Annotated in this window: 19 protein-coding genes; 4 read left to right on the forward strand and 15 right to left on the reverse strand. The window is 69.6% G+C overall.

Translation table 11 applies throughout. The features are described from left to right. Nucleotides 1-25: 25 nt before the first annotated feature. From EV644_RS23240 to EV644_RS23250, 3 genes are read right to left on the reverse strand one after another with little or no spacing between them, the layout of a single operon-like run. Nucleotides 26-913 (reverse strand): RNA polymerase sigma-70 factor, encoded by an 888-nt coding sequence (locus EV644_RS23240; protein ID WP_132190801.1) that lies wholly within the window; start codon nt 911-913, stop codon nt 26-28. 10 nt (nt 914-923) lie between these two features. Then, nucleotides 924-2939: a HelD family protein gene (locus EV644_RS23245; protein ID WP_132190802.1), complete on the reverse strand. Its 2016-nt coding sequence runs from the start codon at nt 2937-2939 to the stop codon at nt 924-926. 47 nt (nt 2940-2986) lie between these two features. Further along, entirely contained in the window at nt 2987-3823 is an 837-nt protein-coding gene (locus EV644_RS23250; protein WP_132190803.1) for a phosphatase PAP2 family protein, read from the reverse strand. A 206-nt stretch (nt 3824-4029) separates the two neighbouring features. Here EV644_RS23250 and EV644_RS23255 point away from each other — a divergent pair, with 206 nt between their 5' ends. After that, the gene (locus tag EV644_RS23255) at nt 4030-4638 is read left to right on the forward strand and encodes a nucleotidyltransferase family protein (protein WP_132190804.1); all 609 of its coding nucleotides are present in this window, start codon (nt 4030-4032) and stop codon (nt 4636-4638) included. Nucleotides 4639-4701: 63 nt separating this feature from the next. Here the strand turns inward: EV644_RS23255 and EV644_RS23260 are convergent, their stop codons facing one another. From EV644_RS23260 to EV644_RS23275, 4 genes are all read right to left on the reverse strand, one after another. Continuing rightward, entirely contained in the window at nt 4702-6345 is a 1644-nt protein-coding gene (locus EV644_RS23260) for a DNA repair helicase XPB (RefSeq protein WP_132190805.1), read from the reverse strand. Nucleotides 6346-6949: 604 nt separating this feature from the next. Then, entirely contained in the window at nt 6950-9238 is a 2289-nt protein-coding gene (locus tag EV644_RS23265; RefSeq protein WP_132190806.1) for a helicase-associated domain-containing protein, read from the reverse strand. A gap of 125 nt (nt 9239-9363) precedes the next feature. Then, on the reverse strand, nt 9364-9909 hold the full coding sequence (locus tag EV644_RS23270) for an AAA family ATPase (RefSeq protein ID WP_132190807.1): 546 nt from the start codon (nt 9907-9909) through the stop codon (nt 9364-9366). A 16-nt stretch (nt 9910-9925) separates the two neighbouring features. Then, the gene (locus EV644_RS23275) at nt 9926-10726 is read right to left on the reverse strand and encodes a GNAT family N-acetyltransferase (RefSeq protein WP_132190808.1); all 801 of its coding nucleotides are present in this window, start codon (nt 10724-10726) and stop codon (nt 9926-9928) included. Nucleotides 10727-10840: 114 nt separating this feature from the next. Here EV644_RS23275 and EV644_RS23280 point away from each other — a divergent pair, with 114 nt between their 5' ends. After that, the gene (locus EV644_RS23280; protein WP_132190809.1) at nt 10841-11623 is read left to right on the forward strand and encodes an alpha/beta fold hydrolase; all 783 of its coding nucleotides are present in this window, start codon (nt 10841-10843) and stop codon (nt 11621-11623) included. A 55-nt stretch (nt 11624-11678) separates the two neighbouring features. Here EV644_RS23280 and EV644_RS23285 read toward each other — a convergent pair whose 3' ends face one another. The 5 genes from EV644_RS23285 to EV644_RS23305 all read right to left on the reverse strand — a co-directional run bounded on the left by EV644_RS23285 (nt 11679) and on the right by EV644_RS23305 (nt 15807). Beyond that, a complete protein-coding gene (locus EV644_RS23285) occupies nt 11679-12059 on the reverse strand; it encodes a DUF427 domain-containing protein (RefSeq protein ID WP_132190810.1) in 381 nt (126 codons plus the stop codon). 100 nt (nt 12060-12159) lie between these two features. Then, complete coding sequence (locus tag EV644_RS23290; protein WP_132190811.1) at nt 12160-12951, reverse strand: metallophosphoesterase; 792 nt, start codon at nt 12949-12951, stop codon at nt 12160-12162. 7 nt (nt 12952-12958) lie between these two features. Further along, a complete protein-coding gene (locus tag EV644_RS23295) occupies nt 12959-14194 on the reverse strand; it encodes an Nramp family divalent metal transporter (RefSeq protein ID WP_132190812.1) in 1236 nt (411 codons plus the stop codon). A gap of 58 nt (nt 14195-14252) precedes the next feature. Then, complete coding sequence (locus tag EV644_RS23300; RefSeq protein ID WP_132190813.1) at nt 14253-15014, reverse strand: hypothetical protein; 762 nt, start codon at nt 15012-15014, stop codon at nt 14253-14255. Between the two features lie 172 nt (nt 15015-15186). Continuing rightward, the gene (locus tag EV644_RS23305) at nt 15187-15807 is read right to left on the reverse strand and encodes an SIMPL domain-containing protein (protein ID WP_132190814.1); all 621 of its coding nucleotides are present in this window, start codon (nt 15805-15807) and stop codon (nt 15187-15189) included. Between EV644_RS23305 and EV644_RS45470 the strand changes: the two genes are divergently transcribed. Beyond that, nucleotides 15806-16006 (forward strand): hypothetical protein, encoded by a 201-nt coding sequence (locus tag EV644_RS45470; protein WP_199239954.1) that lies wholly within the window; start codon nt 15806-15808, stop codon nt 16004-16006. The genes EV644_RS23305 and EV644_RS45470 overlap by 2 nt on opposite strands. Here the strand turns inward: EV644_RS45470 and EV644_RS23310 are convergent. Together EV644_RS23310 and EV644_RS23315 are read right to left on the reverse strand one after the other, a co-directional pair. Then, nucleotides 15999-17465, reverse strand: coding sequence for a restriction endonuclease (locus EV644_RS23310; protein WP_132190815.1), 1467 nt, complete (start codon nt 17463-17465; stop codon nt 15999-16001). The two genes, EV644_RS45470 and EV644_RS23310, sit on opposite strands and share 8 nt — an antisense overlap. Before the next feature lie 148 nt (nt 17466-17613). Next, nucleotides 17614-18246 (reverse strand): nucleotidyltransferase domain-containing protein, encoded by a 633-nt coding sequence (locus tag EV644_RS23315; protein ID WP_158293272.1) that lies wholly within the window; start codon nt 18244-18246, stop codon nt 17614-17616. A 125-nt stretch (nt 18247-18371) separates the two neighbouring features. On the opposite strand from EV644_RS23315, the gene EV644_RS23320 reads away from it, so the two are divergent. Further along, a complete protein-coding gene (locus tag EV644_RS23320) occupies nt 18372-19994 on the forward strand; it encodes an AMP-binding protein (RefSeq protein ID WP_132190817.1) in 1623 nt (540 codons plus the stop codon). Here the strand turns inward: EV644_RS23320 and EV644_RS48285 are convergent. Then, nucleotides 19987-20316 (reverse strand): MmcQ/YjbR family DNA-binding protein, encoded by a 330-nt coding sequence (locus EV644_RS48285; protein ID WP_500789596.1) that lies wholly within the window; start codon nt 20314-20316, stop codon nt 19987-19989. The two genes, EV644_RS23320 and EV644_RS48285, sit on opposite strands and share 8 nt — an antisense overlap. Nucleotides 20317-20318: the final 2 nt, after the last annotated feature.

The following is a 20318-nucleotide window of genomic DNA, read 5'->3' on the forward strand; positions in this document are numbered from 1 at the left end:
CATCGGACGCCGCCCGGTCGTACAGCTAAGACAGGGCAGCACCCGGGGGTGTGACAGCGGTCAGCTTCGCCGGGTTCATCGCCCACTGGATCTGGTCGATCCCTTCGGCGGACGCGCTGACGGTGACCAGGGCGAAGGCCACCCCGTCCCGGGCGATCAGCACCGCCGACCGGCCGTTCGTCTCGACCCAGGTCAGCGTCGTACCGACCCAGAAGCGCGAGGCGAAGGACGCCACGTACTTCGAGACCTGCGTCCGGCCCAGCACCGGGATCCGGCTGGCGCGGGCGACGCCGCCACCGTCGGAGTAGCTCGCCACATCGGCCGCGAGCAGTTGCTCCAGCGAGGCGAGGTCACCCTGCTGTGCCGCGGCGAGGAACGCGTTCAGCAGGCGGCGCTGCTCGGCGCCATCGACCGGCTCGCGCCGTTCGTCCGCGAGCCGCTTGCGGGACCGGCTGACCAACTGCCGGACGTTCGCTTCCGAGAGCTGCACGATCTCGGCGATCTCGTCGTACGGGTAGCCGAAGGCCTCGCGCAGCACGTACGCCGCTCGCTGGGTCGGGGAGAGCTTCTCCAGCAGCAGGAGCACCGCCAGTTCGAGAGCCTCGCCGCGCTCCGCCCCGAGAGCCGGATCGGCACTGGTGTCCACCGGCTCCGGGAGCCACGGCCCGATGTAGGTCTCGCGGCGGACCCGGGCGCTCTGGGTCGCGTTGATCGCGAGCCGGGTCGTCATGGTGGCCAGGAAGGCCGCGGGCTCCTTCACCGTGCTGCGGTCGTAGGCCTGCCACTTCAGCCAGACGTCCTGGATCAGGTCCTCGGCCTCGTGCACGCTGCCGAGCATCCGGTAGGCGATCCCGAAGAGTCGCGGTCGCACTTCGCCGAAGGTCGCGGCGGCGTCGTCGAGATCGGTGGTCACGAACTCCAGCCTACGGGCGGTCGCCGAGGACGGCCGGGAGGTCCTCGCTGTGCAAGACCGCCAGCGAGGTGACCGCACGGGTCAGGCAGACGTACAGCCGGCGTAGCCCGGTCCGCTCGTCGGCCTCGCCGGCGACGATCCCCGCGGGCTCCACCAGGACCACGTGGTCGAACTCGAGACCCTTAGCCAGACCGGCCGGTACCACGTCAACGTGGGCCTCGACATCGTCCTCGTCACCCAGAACGGCGAAGCTGACTCCCTTGTCCTGCAGGGCTTTCCTGGTCTTGGTGACCAGCGCGTCCGGCACGATCAGCCCGATCGAGCCTGGCCGGTCGGAAACGGCCAGCACGGTCTCGACGGCAGCCACCAGGCTGTCCGGGACCCGCGTGATCGCCAGTTCACCGCGGGCCCGTCGTACGGCGGTCGGCGGGGTCAGGTGCGGCGCGATCCGCGGCAGCAGCCTCGCGGCGTACTCGATCACCTGACCGGGCACGCGGAAGCCGGCGGTCAGCTCCTCCGTGTGGGCGCCGGTCTTGCCGAGGTGGCCGAGCGCCTCGTCCCAGGATGGCGTCGCCCACGGAGTGGTTCCCTGCGCGATGTCACCCAGCACGGTCATCGAGCCTGTCGAGCAGCGCCTGCCGACGGCCCGGAGCTGCATCGCCGAGAGATCCTGCGCCTCGTCGAGTACGACGTGCCCGAGGCTGGGAGTGCGGTCGACCAGGTCCGCGACCTCGTCGATCAGGGTGGCATCGGCGACGGACCACTTCGCCGCGCCGGCCGACCGGGGCGCCTTCTCCCACCGCAACTGGTCCTGCTCCTCGGGGGTGAGGATCCCGTCGGCGTGCTCGGCGAGCAACTCGGCGTCGGTGAACAACTGGAACACGAGCCTGGCCGGGTCGACCGCCGGCCACAGCGCCTCGGCGTACTGCTTGACCGGGCGGCTCCGGGCCACGGAGTCCTGCACGCGATCGTCGGGGGAGTCACCGGCGGCCTCCATCCGCAGGAGGACGGCATGGGCGAGCCGCTGCGGCAGCATCGCCCGGCCGGCGCCGTACCGGACCCCGCGAGTCCGCAGCTCGTTGACCAGCTCCTCCGCCTGGTACGCCGGTACGCGCCACCGGTGGGACCCCCGCGGGACCACCAGCGCCTCCTTCGGGAGTTGCACCTGCGACCAGACGGCCCGGCGGAGCACCTCGGCCATCCGGGCGTCGCCCTTGAGCACGTCGACCGCCGCCGTCCCGGGCCCGGCGATCTTCACCCGCGCCACCATCTCCTCGACGGTGGTCTGCTTCGCCTCGATCTCGCCGAGCGCGGGGAGCACGTCGCCGATGTAGCGCAGGAAGCTCGCGTTCGGACCGACCACCAGGACCCCGGCCCGGCTGAGCTGGTCGCGGTACGCGTAGAGCAGGTACGCCGCGCGGTGCAGCCCGACCGCGGTCTTCCCGGTCCCGGGTGCTCCCTGTACGCAGATGGTGTCCTCGACCCCGGCCCGCACGATCACGTCCTGCTCCGGCTGGATCGTCGCCACGATGTCGCGCATCGGCCCGGACCGCGGCCGCTCGATCTCCGCGTCCAGGATGTCGCTGTGCTCCTCGACCGCGTCGGGACTGGTCAGGTCCTCGTCCTCGAAGGCGGTCATCTCGCCGTGCGTGAAGCCGAACCGGCGGCGCACCCCGATGCCCATCGGCTCGGTCCGGCTGGCCCGGTAGAACGGCACCGAGATCTCGGCCCGCCAGTCCACCACCAGCGGTTCGCCCGCGTCGTCGTTCACGTGCCGGCGGCCGATGTGGAACGTCTCCGGCGCCGGTTCCAGGTAGTCCAGCCGGCCGAAGAACAACGGCACGTCCGGGTCGTCCTCGAGCTCCTTCATTCGCCGCCAGATCGCCGCCTTGAGGAACTCCGTGTTCACCGGGTCCGCGCTGGCGATCTCCAGCGACCCCGTCTTCTGCCGCATCACGGCCAGCGCGGCGCGCGACGTACGGAGGTAGTCCTTCTCGCTGGAGAGGATCGGATCGTCAGGGGGCATGACAGGACCTCCGCAATGCGGTCGACGGTCAGGGAAGCCCCGCCACGTTACTTGAGCGCCAGCTCCGGCGAAACCGAATTATCCCCGTCGCCGTCCCTGCCGCGGGACCGGTCGCGGACCTTGGCTCGCGGCGTGTCGCTGCGCAGCCCGGGCCGCAGCAGCAGCGGCAGGCTGATCGCGAGCAGGATCAGCACCACGATGCCGTCCAGCCAGTAGTGGTTCGCCGTAACCACCACCACGCCGAACGTGATGATCGGGTGCAGCAACCACAGCCAGCGCCACTTGGTCCGGGTGATCAGGATCATCGACAGGGCGATCAGCGCTGCCCAGCCGACGTGCAGGCTCGGCATCGCGGCGAACTGGTTCGCCACCCCGCTCGAGTTGTCCGGTCCGTACACCGACTGGCCGAACCGCAGGCCGGTGTCCACGAAGCCGGGCATCATCCGCGGCGGCGCCAGCGGGAAGACCATGTGGCCGATCAGGGCGAGGCCGGTCAGCGAGACCATCGTCCAGCGAACCCGTGGATAGGCGTTCGGGCGCCAGATACTCAGCCAGAGCAGCACCGCGGCGGTGAGCGGCGCGTGCACCGAGGCGTAGTACAGGTTGGATCCCTCGACCACGTGCGGCACCTGGAGCGCCGCGTGCTGGATCGTCGCCTCGTCGGGCAGATGCATCCAGCGCTGGAAGGAGAGCACCTCGCGTGCATGGTCGAACGCCGACCCCGTGTGCTTCCCGGCGAACTGCCGGCCCGCACTGTAGACACCGAAGAGGGTGGCGAGCAGGACTACTTCTCGTACCACCCTCCACACCACCGGCGCGGGCCTCGAGGAGGCCCGCCCCCTTTCCCCCGCCAGCTCCACCTGCTCCAGTGCGTGTGTCCCCATACCCCTCGACGGTACCGGTCGGAGCGTCAGGTTTGGCCCAGGCTGAACCCTGATGTTGCCCTGGGCAACCCCCGAACCACGCTTCGTGACCGGCCCATCACCCCCCTCTGCGTGTCGGCGTACAACCCTCTTTCAACCCAACCCCCGAATCCCGCGGGTCATTCCAGGATGGCTGTCGGATCACACCTGCGCGAGACTGTGCTGCCATGAAGCCATTCGGAGTACTGCTCGCAGCCGGCGCCGGGACACGGATGGGGCAGCCGAAGGCGCTGGTCCGCGATGCCGACGGTGTGCCGTGGGTGGTGCGATCCGCCCGCGTACTGCGCTCGGGTGGGTGCGACACCATCGCTGTGGTCGTTGGAGCGGCGGCCGACGAGGTCTCGGCGCTGCTGGTGGACGAGGCCGTCGTGATCGTGCCGTCGCCCCAGTGGACGGTAGGGATGTCCGCCTCGCTGCGTGCGGGGCTGGACTGGGCCGCGACGACCGAGGCGGAAGCTGCCCTCGTGCACCTGGTGGACATGCCGGACGTCGGACCGGATATCGTACGGCGGGTCGTCGCGGCAGGCGGCCCCGGCGACGCGGCACTGGCGCGAGCGGGGTACAACGGCAGGGCCGGGCACCCGGTGCTGATGGGGCGGGTGCACTGGGAGCAGGCGAAGGCGGCCGCCACGGGGGACCGCGGCGCCGGCTCCTATCTGAAGCGAGCCGGCTGCCCGCTGATCCCCTGCGAAGACCTTGCCTCAGGCAACGATCAGGACGTCCGGGCGAGCCAGTCACCGTCCGGCCCTGAAGACGAGCCGGACCGCCAGCCCTGAGATCCCCCAAATCTCCCGGACTTTGCCTGCAGCCGATCCCCCAGGTGCGGGGAGGCCGGGTGGTCAGCTGGTGAAGAGGTTCTCGGCGTCGACGATGGTGTAGGCGTAGCCCTGTTCGGCGAGGAAGCGCTGGCGGTGGGCGGCGAACTCGGCGTCGACGGTGTCGCGGGCGACGATCGAGTAGAACCGGGCGGTGCGGCCGTCGCCCTTGGGACGCAGTACGCGGCCCAGACGCTGGGCCTCTTCCTGGCGGGAGCCGAAGGTGCCGGAGACCTGGACAGCGACGGACGCCTCGGGCAGGTCGATGGAGAAGTTCGCGACCTTGCTGACGACGAGCATGTTGATCTCGCCGGTGCGGAAGGCCTGAAACAGCCGCTGCCGCTCCTTGACCGTCGTCTCGCCCTTGATCACCGGGCATTCGAGCCGCTCACCGAGTTCGTCGAGCTGGTCGATGTACTGCCCGATCACCAGCATCGGCTCACCCTTGTGGTGCTCGGCGATCCGCTGTACCAGCCTCGCCTTGGCCGGCGTCGACGCGGCCAGCCGGTACCGGTCCTCGGGCTCGGCCGTCGCGTAGACGAACCGCTCGGTCTGCTCCAGGTCGACCCGGACCTCGACGCAGTCCGCCGGCGCGATCCAGCCCTGCGCCTCGATGTCCTTCCACGGCGCGTCGTACCGCTTCGGCCCGATCAGCGAGAACACGTCGCCCTCGCGCCCGTCCTCGCGGACCAGGGTCGCGGTCAGCCCGATCCGCCGCCGGGTCTGCAGATCCGCCGTCATCCGGAAGATCGGGGCCGGCAGCAGGTGCACCTCGTCGTACACGATCAGGCCCCAGTCGCGCGCGTCCAGCAGCTCGAGGTGCGTGTAGACGCCCTTCCGCCGCGTCGTCATCACCTGGTACGTCGCGATCGTGACCGGGCGGATCTCCTTGCGGGCGCCGGAGTACTCGCCGATCTCCTCCTCGGTCAGCGTGGTCCGCTTGAGCAGCTCGTCCTTCCACTGCCGCGCGGACACCGTGTTCGTCACCAGGATCAGCGTGGTCGCCGACGCCTGCGCCATCGCGGCCGCCCCGACGATCGTCTTCCCCGCGCCACACGGCAGCACCACGACGCCGGAGCCGCCGTGCCAGAACGCGTCCGTGGCCTGCTGCTGGTACGGCCGGAGGTCCCAGCCGTCCTTGACCAGGTCGATCTTGTGCGCCTCGCCGTCGACGTACCCCGCGAGGTCCTCGGCCGGCCAGCCGATCTTCAGCAGCGTCTGCTTCAGGTGGCCACGCTCGGACGGGTGCACCAGCACGGTGTCGTCGTCGATCCGCGCCCCGATCATCGGCTTCACCTTGGCCGACCGCAGTACCTCCTCGAGCACCGGCCGGTCGGTCGTGACGAGCACCAGACCGTGCTGCGGGTGCTTCTCGAGCCTGAGTCGCCCGTAGCGGTCCAGCGTCTCCGCGATGTCGACCAGCAGCGAGTGCGGCACGGGGTACCGGCTGTAGCGGAGCAGTACGTCGATGACCTGCTCGGCGTCATGCCCGGCGGCCCGGGCGTTCCAGAGCCCCAGCGGCGTCAGCCGGTAGGTGTGCACGTGCTCCGGCGCCCGCTCCAGCTCCGCGAACGGCGCGATGGCCTTTCTACAGTCGGTGGCGTCCGGGTGAGCGGTCTCCAGCAGCAACGTCTTGTCGGACTGAACAATCAACGGACCGTCGGTCACCGCGAGATCTCCCGTCAGCAGCTACGGGCGAAGATCTCCGCCCGACCCTCCATTGTGCCCGCTCCCGCCAAACCACCGGCCTCCCGCCATGAGTCCGGGTGGTGGCCGTACCGATTCGGGGGCTGGTGCTGTCGGTTTGTTCGACCATTGGCAGGTTGTTGGCCGGCTGGCGGTTGCTCGGCGACTTGTGGCTCATGTCCGGGTCCGCTGGATGGTTGTTGGCCGGCTGGCGGCTTGTAAGGCGCCAGTGGCCGAACGACCCGTCATCGGGACGCCGATCGCCGGCCTGGGGCCCGGCGGCGTGCGGTGGTGGGGACCGCGGACACCTTCTGGGGGCTGTGGCACCCGGTGCCGGTGCAGTTGTGGGGGCTGGGGACACCTTGTGGGGACCTGGGACAGGTCGTGTGGTGTCCGAGGTCCCGACTTGGTGTCCGAGGCCGCACCTAATGCACCAGCTGAGCGTCCGGAACTGCCCGAGGTGATGGAGTTGTCTGTGGCACCGGGTGGATCGGCCGCGCACCCACCTGGTGCTCGGGCGATCAGGATCAGCTGAGGGCGGGTGCGGGAGTCAGGCCCGCGCCGGGGGACCTCAGCGGGTTGGGAACTACCTGTCGACGGGGCGGGCGGCGGCGATTCGGTGGAGGGCGTAGGTGCGGGGTTGGTCGGCGGCTTCGTCGTAGGCGGTCAGCCAGCCGTCGGCTACGCGGACTGGTTCGACGATGCGTTCGGCGGAGTTGCCGTTGTGGTCTACGTAGGAGATCCAGGTGCGGGTGTGTCCCTCGGCGGCTTCGCTGAGGATGCTGATGGTTTCGGCGGGGGCGGTGGTGTCGCCGGAGGTGTGTTCGGCCGGGCGTTCGGCGGCTACGCGATCGCCGGCGCGGACGCGTTCGATGACGGCATGCACCTGGTCCTCGGACAGCTCGACCGTGTTGTCGGCGAAGTCCCGGCTGGTACGGCGACGCGGTGGCTCGCCGCGGCGGTTGCCTGCGGTCGTCACGTGGACGACCCCGTCGAAGGTCTCCCCGAGCGGAGCCAGCCCGGCTTCGCGCAGCCGGCTCAGCACCTGGTCGGGCGGTGACGGCGACACCACCACGGTCGGCGCGAGTCGCCGGAAGCGGATGCCCGGCAGGTTCGTGCTCAGCAACACGGTCAGCACGTTCTCGTCGTCACACCGCAGGTACGTCGACGCTGCGCCGATCCGCAGTACTCCGTGCCGGCGCGCGACGTCGTCGATCAGGTAGGTCAACGGCTGCGGGACAGGCGTGCGCGAGTGCTCGGCCAGCCACTTGTGCAGCTGGTCGCTGGTTCGCCCGAGGTCGAAGGCACGGCGCACCGAGCCCTCGCTGAAGCGGAACACGCCGCCCCCACCATGCGACTCCACATCAGCCATCGCAGCCAGCTCATCCTGTACTGCGCGGACGAGCGGCCCGGGTGCCACCGCGGTCAGGTCGGCCTGCAGCAGCACCTCCGACACGGGCTCTGGGACCAGCGGCTGGATCGCGGCGGCCAGGTCGTCAACGCTTGGCTCGTCCTTCAGGAGCACGTGCGCGTGGGACGCCAGAGCCCCGAGCCCGGTGAGGCCGAGCAGGGCGGCCTCGGTGATGGTCCATTCGACCAGGTCGTCCCGGAACTGGCCGCCCCGGCGCGGGCGGTGCCACGCGACCCAGGTGACGACGGACTCGCTCGCGGGCGCTGTTCCCGGGTCTGCCTCGGACAGAGCGCGCAGGGTGAGCTGCCGGATCTCCGGAGCCAACAGTCGCTCCAGATCCGGAGCCAGTGCGTTCACCAGTCGTTCGCGGGCAGCGGCAGTCGCACCACCGCTGTCACGTCGACCGATCAACCCGATCGCCCGCAGCCCGGTGAACCACGCGTTGACCAGCGCGGCCCACCGATGAGCGGTATCCAGCTCCAGCCAGTCGTCATACGAACCAGTGGGGAGCCATAACTCTGTCGTCCCCACCTCGACCGCTGCGACCAGCCCAGCGGAGTACGCGATCTCCAGTACGGCGGCGGCCGCCGGCTCGTCGGCACCGATCTTGGTGGCCAGGCTGCGGAGCTCCCGTACGCCGATGCCACCAGTACGCAGTACCGGCGGTGGTTCCGTGCCCAGCTGCTCGAGTGCGCGGTCGACCTGGCGCACGAGGTCCAGCGCGGCGCCGGCGGCGGCACGGTCGGCAATGGACGCCGACACCTGCTTGCCATCGAGCGGAGGCGGTGTCGGCCGAGTGGACGCCAGTACCCGCCCACCACGAAGGTGCAGCCCGATCTGCCGCGGCAGCACGACAGTGCTCGGATCCTTCGGTACTACGAGCCCGCGAGCGAGCAGTTGCTCCACCGGAGTACGAGCGGAGGCGATGGTCACCGGGCGCTCGGCCTTCTCGACAGAGCCGGTCGGCGGTCCCCAGGTGAGCTTGGCGAGAACCTCGCGAGCTTCCGGCCCGGCGTCCTCGATCAGCTGGTCCAGGTCACCGAAGTGCCGGGTGGTGATCGGGCCGAGCCCGGCCGGTGTCGGCCCGAGCAGTTCGTGCACGGCCCGGATCGGACGGAGGTCGTCCTCGTTTCCCCAGACCAGGGCGAGCGCCAGCAGCTCGGCGATCCGCGGCTGGACCACCTCGACGGGCTGGTCGACACCTTTGGCCAGGGCTGCGACGTCTACGGGTTCGGGTAGTGCGGACAGGGCTTCCAGCAGGTCGACGCCGAATTCGTCGAGCCTGTTGATGGCCCGGGCCGCGGAAGCGTTGGTGGTCGCACGGGCCGCCAGTTGGCCGGTGTCGGCCGGGATCGGTGTTGCCAGGTCTGGCCGGTGCCGGAGCAACTGGCCGAGGGCAGCGTCGTCCCAGCTGCGCAGTGCCTCGGCGAGGGTGCGTGGGCGGGTCCGCTCGGAATTGCTCATCCCTCCAACGGTACGGCCCCCGCCCCAGTGCACACGACCGACCGCCGAACTCTTGTCCCTGCAATGCGCTTTCCAGCCCCGGATCGGAGCGGCGGTCGGACCTTGGGACAAAAGGACAAAAGCAGCTAGTCGGTGAGCTCCCGGGTGTCGCCCGGCTTCCAGCCGAGGTCGGCCAGGATCCGTTCGACCGTCTGCTCCAGAGTGCTGTGCCTGTCGATGACTTCCTCGCCGACCCCGGACAGCACGTCTAGCGCCTGGTACCACGACCGCATCGCGTCGCTGCCGACGACGTTGGCCAGTTCGCGGGTGGCGTGCCGGGCCAGCGTCTCCTCGAAGGGGATGTCGAAGTAGTAATGCCGCGTCAGCCCCTGGTGGTCGGAGGTCAGGGTCCGCAGCATCTCGCCGTAGCGGCCCGCGTCCAAGATCCCTTCCACGATCACGTCGTACCCGTGGTCGAGGGCGTAGCGGGTGTTCGCGTCGATCAGGCCGATGTTCGGCGAGCCCGGCCGATCCCTTTCCCACAAGAGGATCCGGCGGATCTGGTCCTGCTCGACCCAGGCCGTACGACGGCCGAGGCGTTCCCGCAGCAGCCGGGCGGTACTGCTCTTCCCGGAACCCGAGTTCCCCCGCAGGACGATGAGCTTCGACTCCGGGGTTCCAGTGGCAGCCACCCGCAGGAGGATAGGCCTACTTGGGGGCAGGTTCGGCGGCGCCGACAGAGCCGATCCGGTGGAAGCCGACCCGCTCGTAGACGGCGGCAACGGCGTCGCTGTCGGCGGACAGCAGCACCAGGTCGATCCCGCTCGCGAAGGCGTGCTCGGCCAGACAACTCGTCACCGCGGCAGCCAGTCCCTGCCTGCGCATCGCCGGCAACGTGGCCACTCCGACGATCTCGGTGGCGTCGCCGACCGGCTGGTGGCTGCCGCTCGCGAGCATCCCCCGGTGGTCGTAGGCGCCGGCGGTGATGGAGACCCCCGCCTGCGCCCGTTCGAGCAAGGCGGCCGCGGTCTCGTCGGGGATCTCGGCGAGGTTGGCATCACGGGCCTCCGGGCCGCCGTCGCCGATCGCGGTACCGGGAGTTCCGAAGCCTACCGAGGCGACGGCGCGGGCCTCCCGCAGTACGGACTCGACGGCGGGCAGGATCGCACATTCGACAGCGACGGTCACCGGCTTGAAGTCCGCCCGGTCGAGCACCAGCAAGGGGTGCTCGCGCACCTCGAGTCCGGCGGCCGCGGCGGCCGGACCGAGGGAGGGGCAGGTGTCGACGACCCACTCGAGGCTGAACGGCAGCCCGAGTTCGTCGTTGCGGGCCCGCACCTTCTCGACGTCGCCGGGCTGGATCGTGGCGCCCGAGCCGGGGATCGGGCGGGCGTAGTACGGCCAGATCGTGGTCGAGCGGAAGAGCGTGAACGGTCCCACCTGCTGCCCGGTCGCCCCGGACAACGGGGCCGCGTGCAGGTAGTCGTCGACTCTGGAAAGGATACTCATCACTGGCAGTGAAGCAGCCGCCGTCGCACGCGACAAGCGAATATGTCGAGATCCGGTGAGCGGCGCCGACGTCGTCTGTGCAGGGGCGCACGCCCCTGCGGGAGGAGGACGGACATGCTGACAGTGAGGTCTGCGGACGGGACGCCGATCGCGTACGAGCGGTCGGGCAGCGGTGAGCCGGTGATCCTGGTCGGGGGAGCGCTCTGCGTTCGGGCGTCGACCGGGCCGCTGGGCGAGGCGCTGGCACCGAACTTCACGGTCGTCTCGTACGACCGCCGCGGCCGGGGCGACAGCGGGGACACCGACTCGTACGCCGTCGCTCGCGAGGTCGAGGATCTCGGCGCGCTGATCACGGCACTAGGCGGTACTGCGGTCGTGTACGGGCACTCGTCGGGAGCGGCCCTGGTGGTCGCGGCTGCGGCGAGTGGGCTGCCGATCACCAAGGTGGTTCTGCACGAGCCGCCGTACGGGGAGGACGACGAGGAGTCGAAGCGCGAGTCGGACGAGGCCGGCGCGACGGTGGTCCGGCTGCTGGCGGAGAACCGGCGGGTGGAGGCGGTCGAGGCGTTCCTGACGATGGCCGAGATACCGGCGGAGGATGCCGCGGGAATGGCCGGTGCGCCCGGGATGGCCGAGGTCGCCCACACGCTGGCCTACGACTTCGCGGTGATGGACAACGGGGCACCCGGCGGGGTGGTGCCGCTCGAGCGGCTCGGCAAGGTGACGCAGCCCGGTCTGGTGATCTGCGGATCCGTCAGCCCGCCCTTCATGACCGAGGCAGCCCGGAAGGTCGCGAAGGCGCTGCCCGGCGGTCGGCTGGTCGAGCTGGACGGTCATCACCACGTGGTGCCGCCGGAGGTTCTCGCACCTGTGCTGATGGAGTTCCTCAAGGCCTGAAACGCGCGAATCGGGCTGCACATCCCCCGCGCAGATGTGCAGCCCGATCAGGAGTTCAGTCGGCGAGGATCTCGATCGAGTCCACCCGGTCCGGGTAGAACGCGACGTGGTCCCGGATGTCGGCGACCGCGTCGTACGGGCGCTCGTAGGTCCAGACCGCGTTCACGGTCTTCTCGCCGCCAGGGATGACGCTGTAGTAGGACGCGTCGCCCTTGTACGGGCAGTAGCTTTCGTGCGGGGTGCGCTCCAGGGCCGTCATGTCGACGTCCTTGCGCGGGATGTACTGCACGGCCGGATAGCTGGCCTCCTGCAGCGACAGCGCGTCCCGGCTGTCCGCGATGACCTGGCCCGCGACCTTCACGACCACTCGGTCCGGGTTCTTCTGCACCGTGATCGGGTGGTCAGGACCCGGAATCTTGACCGGCTTGTCAGACATATCTCAACTCCCAAGACGTGCGAGATCGACTCTCTTCACATCTCGACAACCGCGCCCGCCGGCAGCGCATTCCGGCCCGGCGGAAATCAGCTCGCCGGTATCAGATCGGCAGCAGCTTGACGACGAGACAGGGGCCGCCGTCGAACGTGCCGCCGTCGATGCCCAGCGCCAGGCCGTCGGAGTACAGCAGCGGACCGGTCAGGTACGCCGGGTCGATGCCGAGCTGGTCCGCCACGATGCTGTGGCCGTGCACGATCCGCCGGCCGCCGAGGCGTTCCAGCAGTTCGGCCGCGATCACCGGGCCGGCCTCGCCGCGGAACGCGTACCGCGACGTCATCCGGCGCCACATCTCCCACCAGACGACGATGCTGTCGCTGTGCAGGTCGGACCGGGCGGCGGCGTTGATCTCCTCGATCGAGTTACCCCACGCGAGGTACTCCTCGGTGTCGGAGTGCATCAGCAGGTGGTCCGCGTCGAGCCCGAGCATCGGCCGGTCGATCAGCCAGGCGACGTCCTCGTCGGTGAGCAGTTCCTGGTCGCGGTCCTGGCCGCCGTTCAGCGCCCAGCTGCGTTCGAAGCTGCGGGAGGTGATCCCCTCGTGCGGCACGAAGGTGTCGCCGAACTTGCGCATCCCGAGCGCCAGGATCTCGTGGTTGCCCAGCAGCACGTGGACCTCGCCGGTGCCGTCGGCCGCCTGCTCGGCCAGCCGGCGCACCATCCGCAGTACTCCGATGCCGTCCGGGCCGCGGTCGAAGAAGTCGCCCAGGAACCACAGCCGGGCGTCCTCGCCGGACCAGTTGTCCTCGGCGTCGATCAGGCCGGCCTCCTGCAGCGCCGCGGTCAGCTTCTCCGGATGACCGTGGACGTCACTGACCGCGTACGTCGCGGTCACGCGGGGGTCACCCCTGCAGCGTCAGTACGATCAGTACGACGTTGAGGGCCGTGACGGCGGTCGCTACCAGGCATGCGGTGAGAGTAGTCGGCCACCGGTTGACAAGGGCACCCATGACACGCTTGGACGCCGTCAGCCGCACCAACGGCCACAAGACGCAGGGGATGCCGAAGCTCAGCACCACCTGGGAGACGACCAGCGCCCGGCTCGGGTCGATCCCGATCGCGAGGACCACCAGCGCGGGCAGCAGCGTGATCAGCCGGCGCACGGCGAGCGGGATGTGCCGCTTCCAGAAGCCTTCGAGGATCACCGAACCGGCGTACGTGCCGACCGAGGACGAGGCGAAGCCGGACGCGAGCAACGCGAGCGCGAACAGTAGAGCCGCCAGACCGCCGAGGCGGTCCCCGATCGCGGTGTGGGCGGCCTCGAGGGAGTCGGCGCCGGTGCCCTCGAGGGCGGCCGCGGCCAGGACGACCATCGCGAGGTTGACCGCGCCGGCCAGAGCCATGGCGACCGCCACGTCCAGCCGCGTGGCCCGGAGTACACGCTGCTTTCCTGAGGTGGAGCGGATGGACTTCCAGTGCCGGTCGGTGACCAGGGCACCGTGCAACCAGATGGCGTGCGGCATCACGGTCGCGCCGAGCATGCCGGCGGCAAGCACCAGCGACTCGGTGCCGTCCAGGCGCGGGACGAGACCGCTGACAATCCCGGAGCCGGACGGGTGCGACTGGACGGTGGAGACCACGAACCCGACCAGGACAACCGCGAGCAACCCGATGATGGCCGCCTCGAACGGGCGTTGACCGCGCTTCGACTGGTAGATCAGCAGGGCGAACGAGACCGCCCCGGTGATCACCCCGCCGAGCAGCAGCGGGATCCCGAACAGCAGGTTGAGCGCGATCGCGCCGCCGACCACCTCGGCCAGGTCGGTCGCGACGGCAACCAACTCGGCCTGCGCCCACAGCCCGGTCGAAGTGGAGCGACTGAAGTGGTCGCGGCACAGCTGCGGCAGTGTCCTACCGGTGGCGATGCTCGCCTTGGCGGCCAGGTATTGCACCAGCACGGCCATCAGGTTCGCGCCGACCACGACCCAGCAGAGCAGATAGCCGTACGTCGCCCCGGCCGCGATGTTGGTGGCGAAGTTGCCGGGGTCGACGTACGCGACGGCCGCCACGAAGGCAGGGCCGAGCAGCAGCAGACCCGAACGGTTCAGCTGACGACGCAACGGTGCCGGTGCATACATGGGAGGAGTGTGTACCAGGTGACGGACGGTTCAGCCGTCTGTCTGAAAATGAGACGACTCAGGTGCCCGTCTTGGCGGTGCCCAGAACCTTGGTGGCCTTCGCGGCGGCGTCGCTGGTCGGCTCCTCGATGTCGGCCGAGCTGTCGAAGGCCATGCTGAGCACCACGTCACCGAGGCCGGCGAACACGAAGGTGATCTCGAAGCCCTCCAGCGGACCGCTCGCCGCGGCGAACCGGGCCGCCACCGGGCTGGTGCCCGCCTTGGGCGGAGCGACCTCGGTGACCGAGACCGGGGACGTCCCCGCGCCGGGGATGGTGATGGAGGCCTTGCGGCAGGACTCGATCGCCTTCCGGGTGGTGGCGAGCAGAGTGGTCGCGGCAGCCGGTGTGCCCATCGCGTCCAGTGACTCCTGGATGAACGGCCCTTCCTGCCCGCCGGAGAAGACCCGCATGACCTCGGTCTTCGAGCCGGGCGCCGTCTTGGCGTTGAAGAGCCGGACCAGGCTCGCGCACTTCGGGTCCTTGGACGTCAGCCTGGTGCCGTCGTCCTCCTCGTTCGGCTCGATCTGGAAGCCGGGCGGGAGATCGGCGAGGGCCAGCAGCGCCTTGGTCAGCTCGGCCGCGGTGCGCGGCTTGGCGACCGGAGCGGACGGGGTGCTCGCCGGCGTCGAAGGAGCCGGTGTCGAGCTGGGCGGCGGCGTCGACGAGGTGCTGGTGCTCGGAGCCGGCGAACCGGCGTCGTCCGAGTCGCCCGAGCAGGCGACGAGCACCAGCGCGAGCCCTGCGGCAAGGGCAGAAGAGAAGAGAGAACGCTTGTTCACCACGGGATGACCTCCTGGTCGGACAAAGGGGGTCGGTCGCCACCAAGACGGCCCCCGCTCACCCCGGCCATAGCGTAGAGGTGGGAAGGGGCAGCACCACCAGAGGCCCGCGCGGACGGTGACCGAGGTCTCAGCCCCGATTCCTGTCGCGCATGCCTTCCAGCGTTGGGGTTCAGGCCCAGGACCAGCGGATTTCGAGGGAGATCTCGATGGTTTGCTCGCCGGGGGTTACCGAGAGCTCGGGGGCGGAGCCGTCGCCGGCTTTGGCGGACAAGAGCATCTCGCGGATCGGCGCGTGGCCGTAGGTCTCGGAGACGGCGGCGATGGAGCCGATCGACTGGCCCGCCAGCGTGGCGAGCTGGTCCGCCTTCTTCCGGGCCTGCGCGAACGCGAGCTCGCGCGCCCGGTCCATCAGCGCCCGCTTGTCCTCCACGTCGAACTGCAGGTGGTCCAGCCCAAGGTTGTTGCCCGCGGCATCCACCGCCGCGTTCAGCAGCCGGCCGAACCCGGTCAGGTCCTTGGTCGTCACAATCATCGAGTGCGACGCGCGGTAGCCCGCCACGGACATCGAGTCGGCGTACTGCGGATACACGTTCACCGAGCTGGTGTAGATGTCGGTCTCCGCGACACCTTGGGCGCGCAGCGCGGCGTTCACGGCGTCGGTCCGCTCGGCCACCTGCGCGACCGCGGCGGCCACGTCGGCGGCATCGTGCCCGACGCTGAGGTTGAGGCGGAGGACATCGGCCGGCGCGGTGGCCTGACCGGTCCCGGTGACGGTGATCCCAGAGTCCATGCGGGCCAGTCTGGCACCCCGCCGCCACCTCGCGCCGCTCGGCGGCCTGGCGCTGCTCGACCTGAAGGACCCACAACCGGATCCTGCACGAGATCCCGTTCCCTGCCTTCTCAACGGCCGGGCACTCGGTCACCCGCAACCCGGTGGCGATGGAGCCACCGGCACGGAGCTGCTGGTCTACGCGTCGCCGATCAGCTAGCGCGGGGCACTATCCGGGCACGGATGTCGTGCTGGTGGCAGAGGGCCAGCAGGCCGGTGCCGTCGATCAGTTGCAGCGGTTTGCCGTTGGCGAACTGGTAGCTGGACGGCCCGAAGCCACTGGTGGTGATCAGAATGCCCTTGGTCGCCCCGGCGTCGAGCACGGTACCGAAGAGGTCCCGCACCGCGGAGGGTGGCACGGTGCGGGTGTAGAGCTTCGCCTGGACGACGAACTTGCCGCCGGTGATGGGCCTCGGGTCGTAGGCTACGCAATCGATTCCACCGTCGCCGCCACGACGGAACAGGCGGGCCTCGAGGCCCATCCGCGTCAGCAGGTTGTGCACCAGGTGCTCGAACTCGTCCGGGGTGAGGTCCAGCAGGTTGGGCCGGCTGTCGATCTCGCTGAGTACGTCGACCGGCTCGATGGTGCGGGGATCCGCCAGGTCGAAGTCCAGCAGGGGTTCGACCGGCTGCAGCTCCTCGGGGTGCCGGGAGACCTCCGCGGCGAAGTAGTGCCGGACGCACGCGACCGGGTCGAGCTGGTCGAGCACGAGCGCCTGGTACTGCTGGCGGGTCGCCCGCAGCGTGATGAGGCACGGCCGCACCGCGCGCCCGGTCGCCAGGTCCACCGACTCCACCATGCCGTTGAAGACCACCGTCTCGACCACGCCGTACCGGTCGTTGCCGAAGACCAGGTGCAAGGCCCGCAGCGCGAGCTGGGCCACGAGTTGCTGGTAGAGCAGCCGGATCTCCTTGTCCGGCCGCGGTACCGGGACCACCGAGTCCCTCTCCTTGTCATATCGGTACGCCGCTTCGGCCGGTACGACGGTCAGGTCCGGCAGGTCCCACTCCAGCGCCAGCAGGGTGGACTCGGGCACGTAGCCGGCCCTGCGGCGGCGCGGGAAGTCGAGCGGCTCGGCAGCCCGGTCGAGCGCCTTCTGGAAGTACCGGCTCACCGCACGCCGGTCGCGGGACTCCACGGCGCGCTGGTACTCGTCGATCCGCGCGTGCTGCTCAGCGGCGGCGTCGTCGAGACGGCGTTGCCGCTCCGCCTGGTCCCGGATGGCCCGGGCGACCCGGGTGCGGCGGGTTTCCTCGGTGGCCCGGTGCCGCTCGATCGCCTCGGCGAACCTGTCCTCGGCCTCCGTCAGCCGCCGGGCATACCGCCGTTCTCCGCCGAACCAACGCACGACCGGCCTTGGACGAGGTGGCGCGAAGGCCGCCCACACCGGCCCCGGTCGCGATACCAGATCCGCCTGCGGCACAGCCGGCGGCGCCCGGCGAGGTACGCGCTTCAACTTCTGCAGATCGGTGCCCCGCACCTCGGTGCCAAGAGCGGCGGCCAGCACGCCTTGCAGTGCCCGGACACGGTCGGCCACCGCAGCGGATCGCTGCGCCGCCTCCGCGGTGCGGCCAGGCGGACACTCGCTGCGGGCATGCCGTTCGGTCGACCAACCCATGCCTCACACCCCTCCCTACAAGCGTAACCACTCCACCACGCTCCGCGATCGCGCCACACGGAGAGTTGGTCATGACATTGCTTGCCGTCCACATCCAGTTTCCCCGAAATCGAAGATCTGTTCGGATCTGGAGCGGGAATGTCAGTCATCAAGCAGTCTTCCGGTTCAGGGTCTGGCGGGGTGGTGCGCCGGCGACGGGGAGAGCGTCGCGGCGGAGCTCGGTGACGAGGCGTTCTCCGCGACGGACGAGTTGATTCAGTTCGCGACTGCTGTACTCGACGATCTCGCAGGGGTTGCCCGTCCAGCGGGTCGTGTGCTCGGCAAGGGTCTCGACCTGCAGCAACCACTGGGGATCGGATTCGGCGATGTCGTCCGGGCGTACGACCAGGATGTCGATATCGCTGTCTGCTCCACCCTGCCCGCGTGCGGTGGAGCCGAACAACCAGACTGCGGCAGCGGAGATCTCCCAGTTCTCGGCCTCGGCCCGCAGGCGACCGACGAACCGGTCGCGGAGGTTCGCAAGTTCTTCGATCGCAGGGGAGGCGATGTGATCCCGGTTCAAGGTGTAGAGCTTTGCCCGGCCGGCCGGTTCGGAACTGACCACGCCGTTGCGGACCAGGTCGTCCAGCACCTTCTGGACGCCGCTGGGGCTGGCGGGCGAGTGGAGAAGGCCTGCCAGGGCTCGGCCGGTCAACGCCGTGTCGGTCTGGGCGAGCACACTGAGAACTCGCCCGTGGAGTCCAGGGAAAACGGTCGATATCGGCTCCGAGAACTGCATCATGCTCACCTCTCTCATTGACCACTATAACGGGTATATGACCACTTGAGAGGTCATATGCCCACTCAAGTGAACAATCGGGGCGTCGGCCCTTGTCGGGGTCGGCGGCGGGGGGTCACGATGGCGGGATGAGGCTGCCTTCTTATGCGTCCGGGGTTTCCGAGGTGCCGTTGTTGGGGGAGACGATCGGGGAGAACCTCAGGCGGACGGTCGCGCAGTACGGGGACCGGGAGGCGCTGGTCGAGGTCGCGAGCGGGCGGCGGTGGACGTACGCCGAGTTCGGGGACGCGGTGGACACCTTCGCGCGCGGGTTGATGGGGCGCGGGATCGCGAAGGGGGACCGGGTCGGGATCTGGGCGCCGAACTGCGCCGAGTGGACGATCAGTCAGTACGCGACTGCCGCGATCGGCGCGATCCTGGTGAACATCAACCCGGCCTACCGGACCCACGAGCTGGCCTACGCGCTGAACCAGTCGGGTGTGAAGGTGCTGATCTCCGCCACCGAGTTCAAGACCAGCGACTACCGCAAGATGGTCGACGAGGTCCGGCCTGACAGCGCCGCGCTCGAAGACGTCGTCTACATCGGTACGCCGGACTGGGACGCGGTGGTCTCCGCAGCCTCAGCGGTCAGCCAGGAGCAACTCGACGAGAGAGCGGCGCAGCTGAGCTTCGACGACGCGATCAACATCCAGTACACGTCCGGGACCACCGGGTTCCCGAAGGGCGCGACCCTCTCGCACCACAACATCCTGAACAACGGCTACTTCGTCACCGAGACGATCGGGTTCGGCCCGGACGACCGGCTCTGCATCCCGGTGCCCTTCTACCACTGCTTCGGCATGGTGATGGGGAACCTCGGCTGTACTACGCACGGCTCGTGCATGGTGATCCCGGCCCCGGCGTTCGACCCCGCGGCCACCTTGAAGGCGGTCCAGGACGAGCGCTGCACCGGGCTGTACGGAGTACCGACGATGTTCATCGCGGAGCTCGGCCTGCCGGACTTCGAGTCGTACGACCTGACCTCGCTCAGGACCGGCGTGATGGCCGGGTCGCCGTGCCCGATCGAGGTGATGAAGCGGTGCGTGGCGGACATGCACATGGCCGAGGTGGCGATCTGCTACGGCATGACCGAGACCTCGCCGGTGTCCACGCAGACCCGCCGCGACGACGACCTGGACCGCCGTACGTCGACCGTCGGCCGGGTGATGCCGCACGTCGAGGTGAAGCTGGTCGACCCGGGCACCGGGCTGGTGGTTCCGCGCGGTGAGACCGGCGAGCTGTGCACCCGCGGGTACTCCGTGATGCTCGGCTACTGGGACGCGCCGGAGAAGACCGCCGAGGCTATCGACCAGGCCCGCTGGATGCACACCGGGGATTTGGCGGTGATGCGCGAGGACGGCTACGTGAACATCGTCGGCCGGATCAAGGACATGGTGATCCGCGGCGGCGAGAACGTGTACCCGCGCGAGATCGAGGAGTTCCTCTACACCCACCCGGACATCGCCGACGTCCAGGTGATCGGCGTACCGGACGACAAGTACGGCGAGGAACTCTGCGCCTGGATCAAGCTCAAGGACGGCGCCGACCCCGTCGACGCCGCCGGCCTCAAGACCTTTGCCACCGGCAAGCTCGCCCACTACAAGATCCCCCGCTACGTCCTCCTCGTCGACGACTTCCCGATGACGGTCACCGGCAAGATCCGCAAGGTGGAGATGCGCGAGAGGTCCCTGGACCTCCTCGGCCTCAGCTGACCTCGGGATGCGCCTTGACCAGGCGCTTGGGGGCTCGGGCGCGCCAGGAGTCGGTGATGATCTCGCGGACTTCGTCGGTGTCCAGTTGGTCGAGCCAGGCGAAAACGGCCGCGGGGAAAGCCTTCGAGAGCGAATAGGCCTCGGGGTTGCTCGCCGCCAACCCCTCTCGGTCTATGGCCCAGAACTGCAGGAGTTCCCGGCCCTCGTCCCAGCGGAGCCGGGCGAACTGCCTACCGGCGACGTCGTACGCCGGCGAGCCCTCGTGGGCCTCGCCAGGGGTGGCCTCCGCAGGTTCAGGGCGATCTTCCCGACGTCGTCCCAGCC

Source organism: Kribbella orskensis (assembly GCF_004342085.1).
In the GTDB taxonomy this organism is placed as follows: Bacteria; Actinomycetota; Actinomycetes; order Propionibacteriales; family Kribbellaceae; genus Kribbella; species Kribbella orskensis.

Excerpts from the sequence above, each read along its gene's own strand:
- EV644_RS45470 (WP_199239954.1), top strand. The coding sequence starts at position 15,806 with ATGCGGGCCAGTCTGGCACCCCGCCGCCACCTCGCGCCGCTCGGCGGC.
- EV644_RS23310 (WP_132190815.1), bottom strand. The coding sequence starts at position 17,465 with ATGGGTTGGTCGACCGAACGGCATGCCCGCAGCGAGTGTCCGCCTGGC.
- EV644_RS23305 (WP_132190814.1), bottom strand. The coding sequence starts at position 15,807 with ATGGACTCTGGGATCACCGTCACCGGGACCGGTCAGGCCACCGCGCCG.
- EV644_RS23280 (WP_132190809.1), top strand. The coding sequence starts at position 10,841 with ATGCTGACAGTGAGGTCTGCGGACGGGACGCCGATCGCGTACGAGCGG.
- EV644_RS23320 (WP_132190817.1), top strand. The coding sequence starts at position 18,372 with ATGAGGCTGCCTTCTTATGCGTCCGGGGTTTCCGAGGTGCCGTTGTTG.
- EV644_RS23265 (WP_132190806.1), bottom strand. The coding sequence starts at position 9,238 with ATGAGCAATTCCGAGCGGACCCGCCCACGCACCCTCGCCGAGGCACTG.
- EV644_RS23245 (WP_132190802.1), bottom strand. The coding sequence starts at position 2,939 with ATGCCCCCTGACGATCCGATCCTCTCCAGCGAGAAGGACTACCTCCGT.
- EV644_RS23315 (WP_158293272.1), bottom strand. The coding sequence starts at position 18,246 with ATGATGCAGTTCTCGGAGCCGATATCGACCGTTTTCCCTGGACTCCAC.
- EV644_RS23255 (WP_132190804.1), top strand. The coding sequence starts at position 4,030 with ATGAAGCCATTCGGAGTACTGCTCGCAGCCGGCGCCGGGACACGGATG.
- EV644_RS23250 (WP_132190803.1), bottom strand. The coding sequence starts at position 3,823 with ATGGGGACACACGCACTGGAGCAGGTGGAGCTGGCGGGGGAAAGGGGG.
- EV644_RS23275 (WP_132190808.1), bottom strand. The coding sequence starts at position 10,726 with ATGAGTATCCTTTCCAGAGTCGACGACTACCTGCACGCGGCCCCGTTG.
- EV644_RS23295 (WP_132190812.1), bottom strand. The coding sequence starts at position 14,194 with ATGTATGCACCGGCACCGTTGCGTCGTCAGCTGAACCGTTCGGGTCTG.
- EV644_RS23285 (WP_132190810.1), bottom strand. The coding sequence starts at position 12,059 with ATGTCTGACAAGCCGGTCAAGATTCCGGGTCCTGACCACCCGATCACG.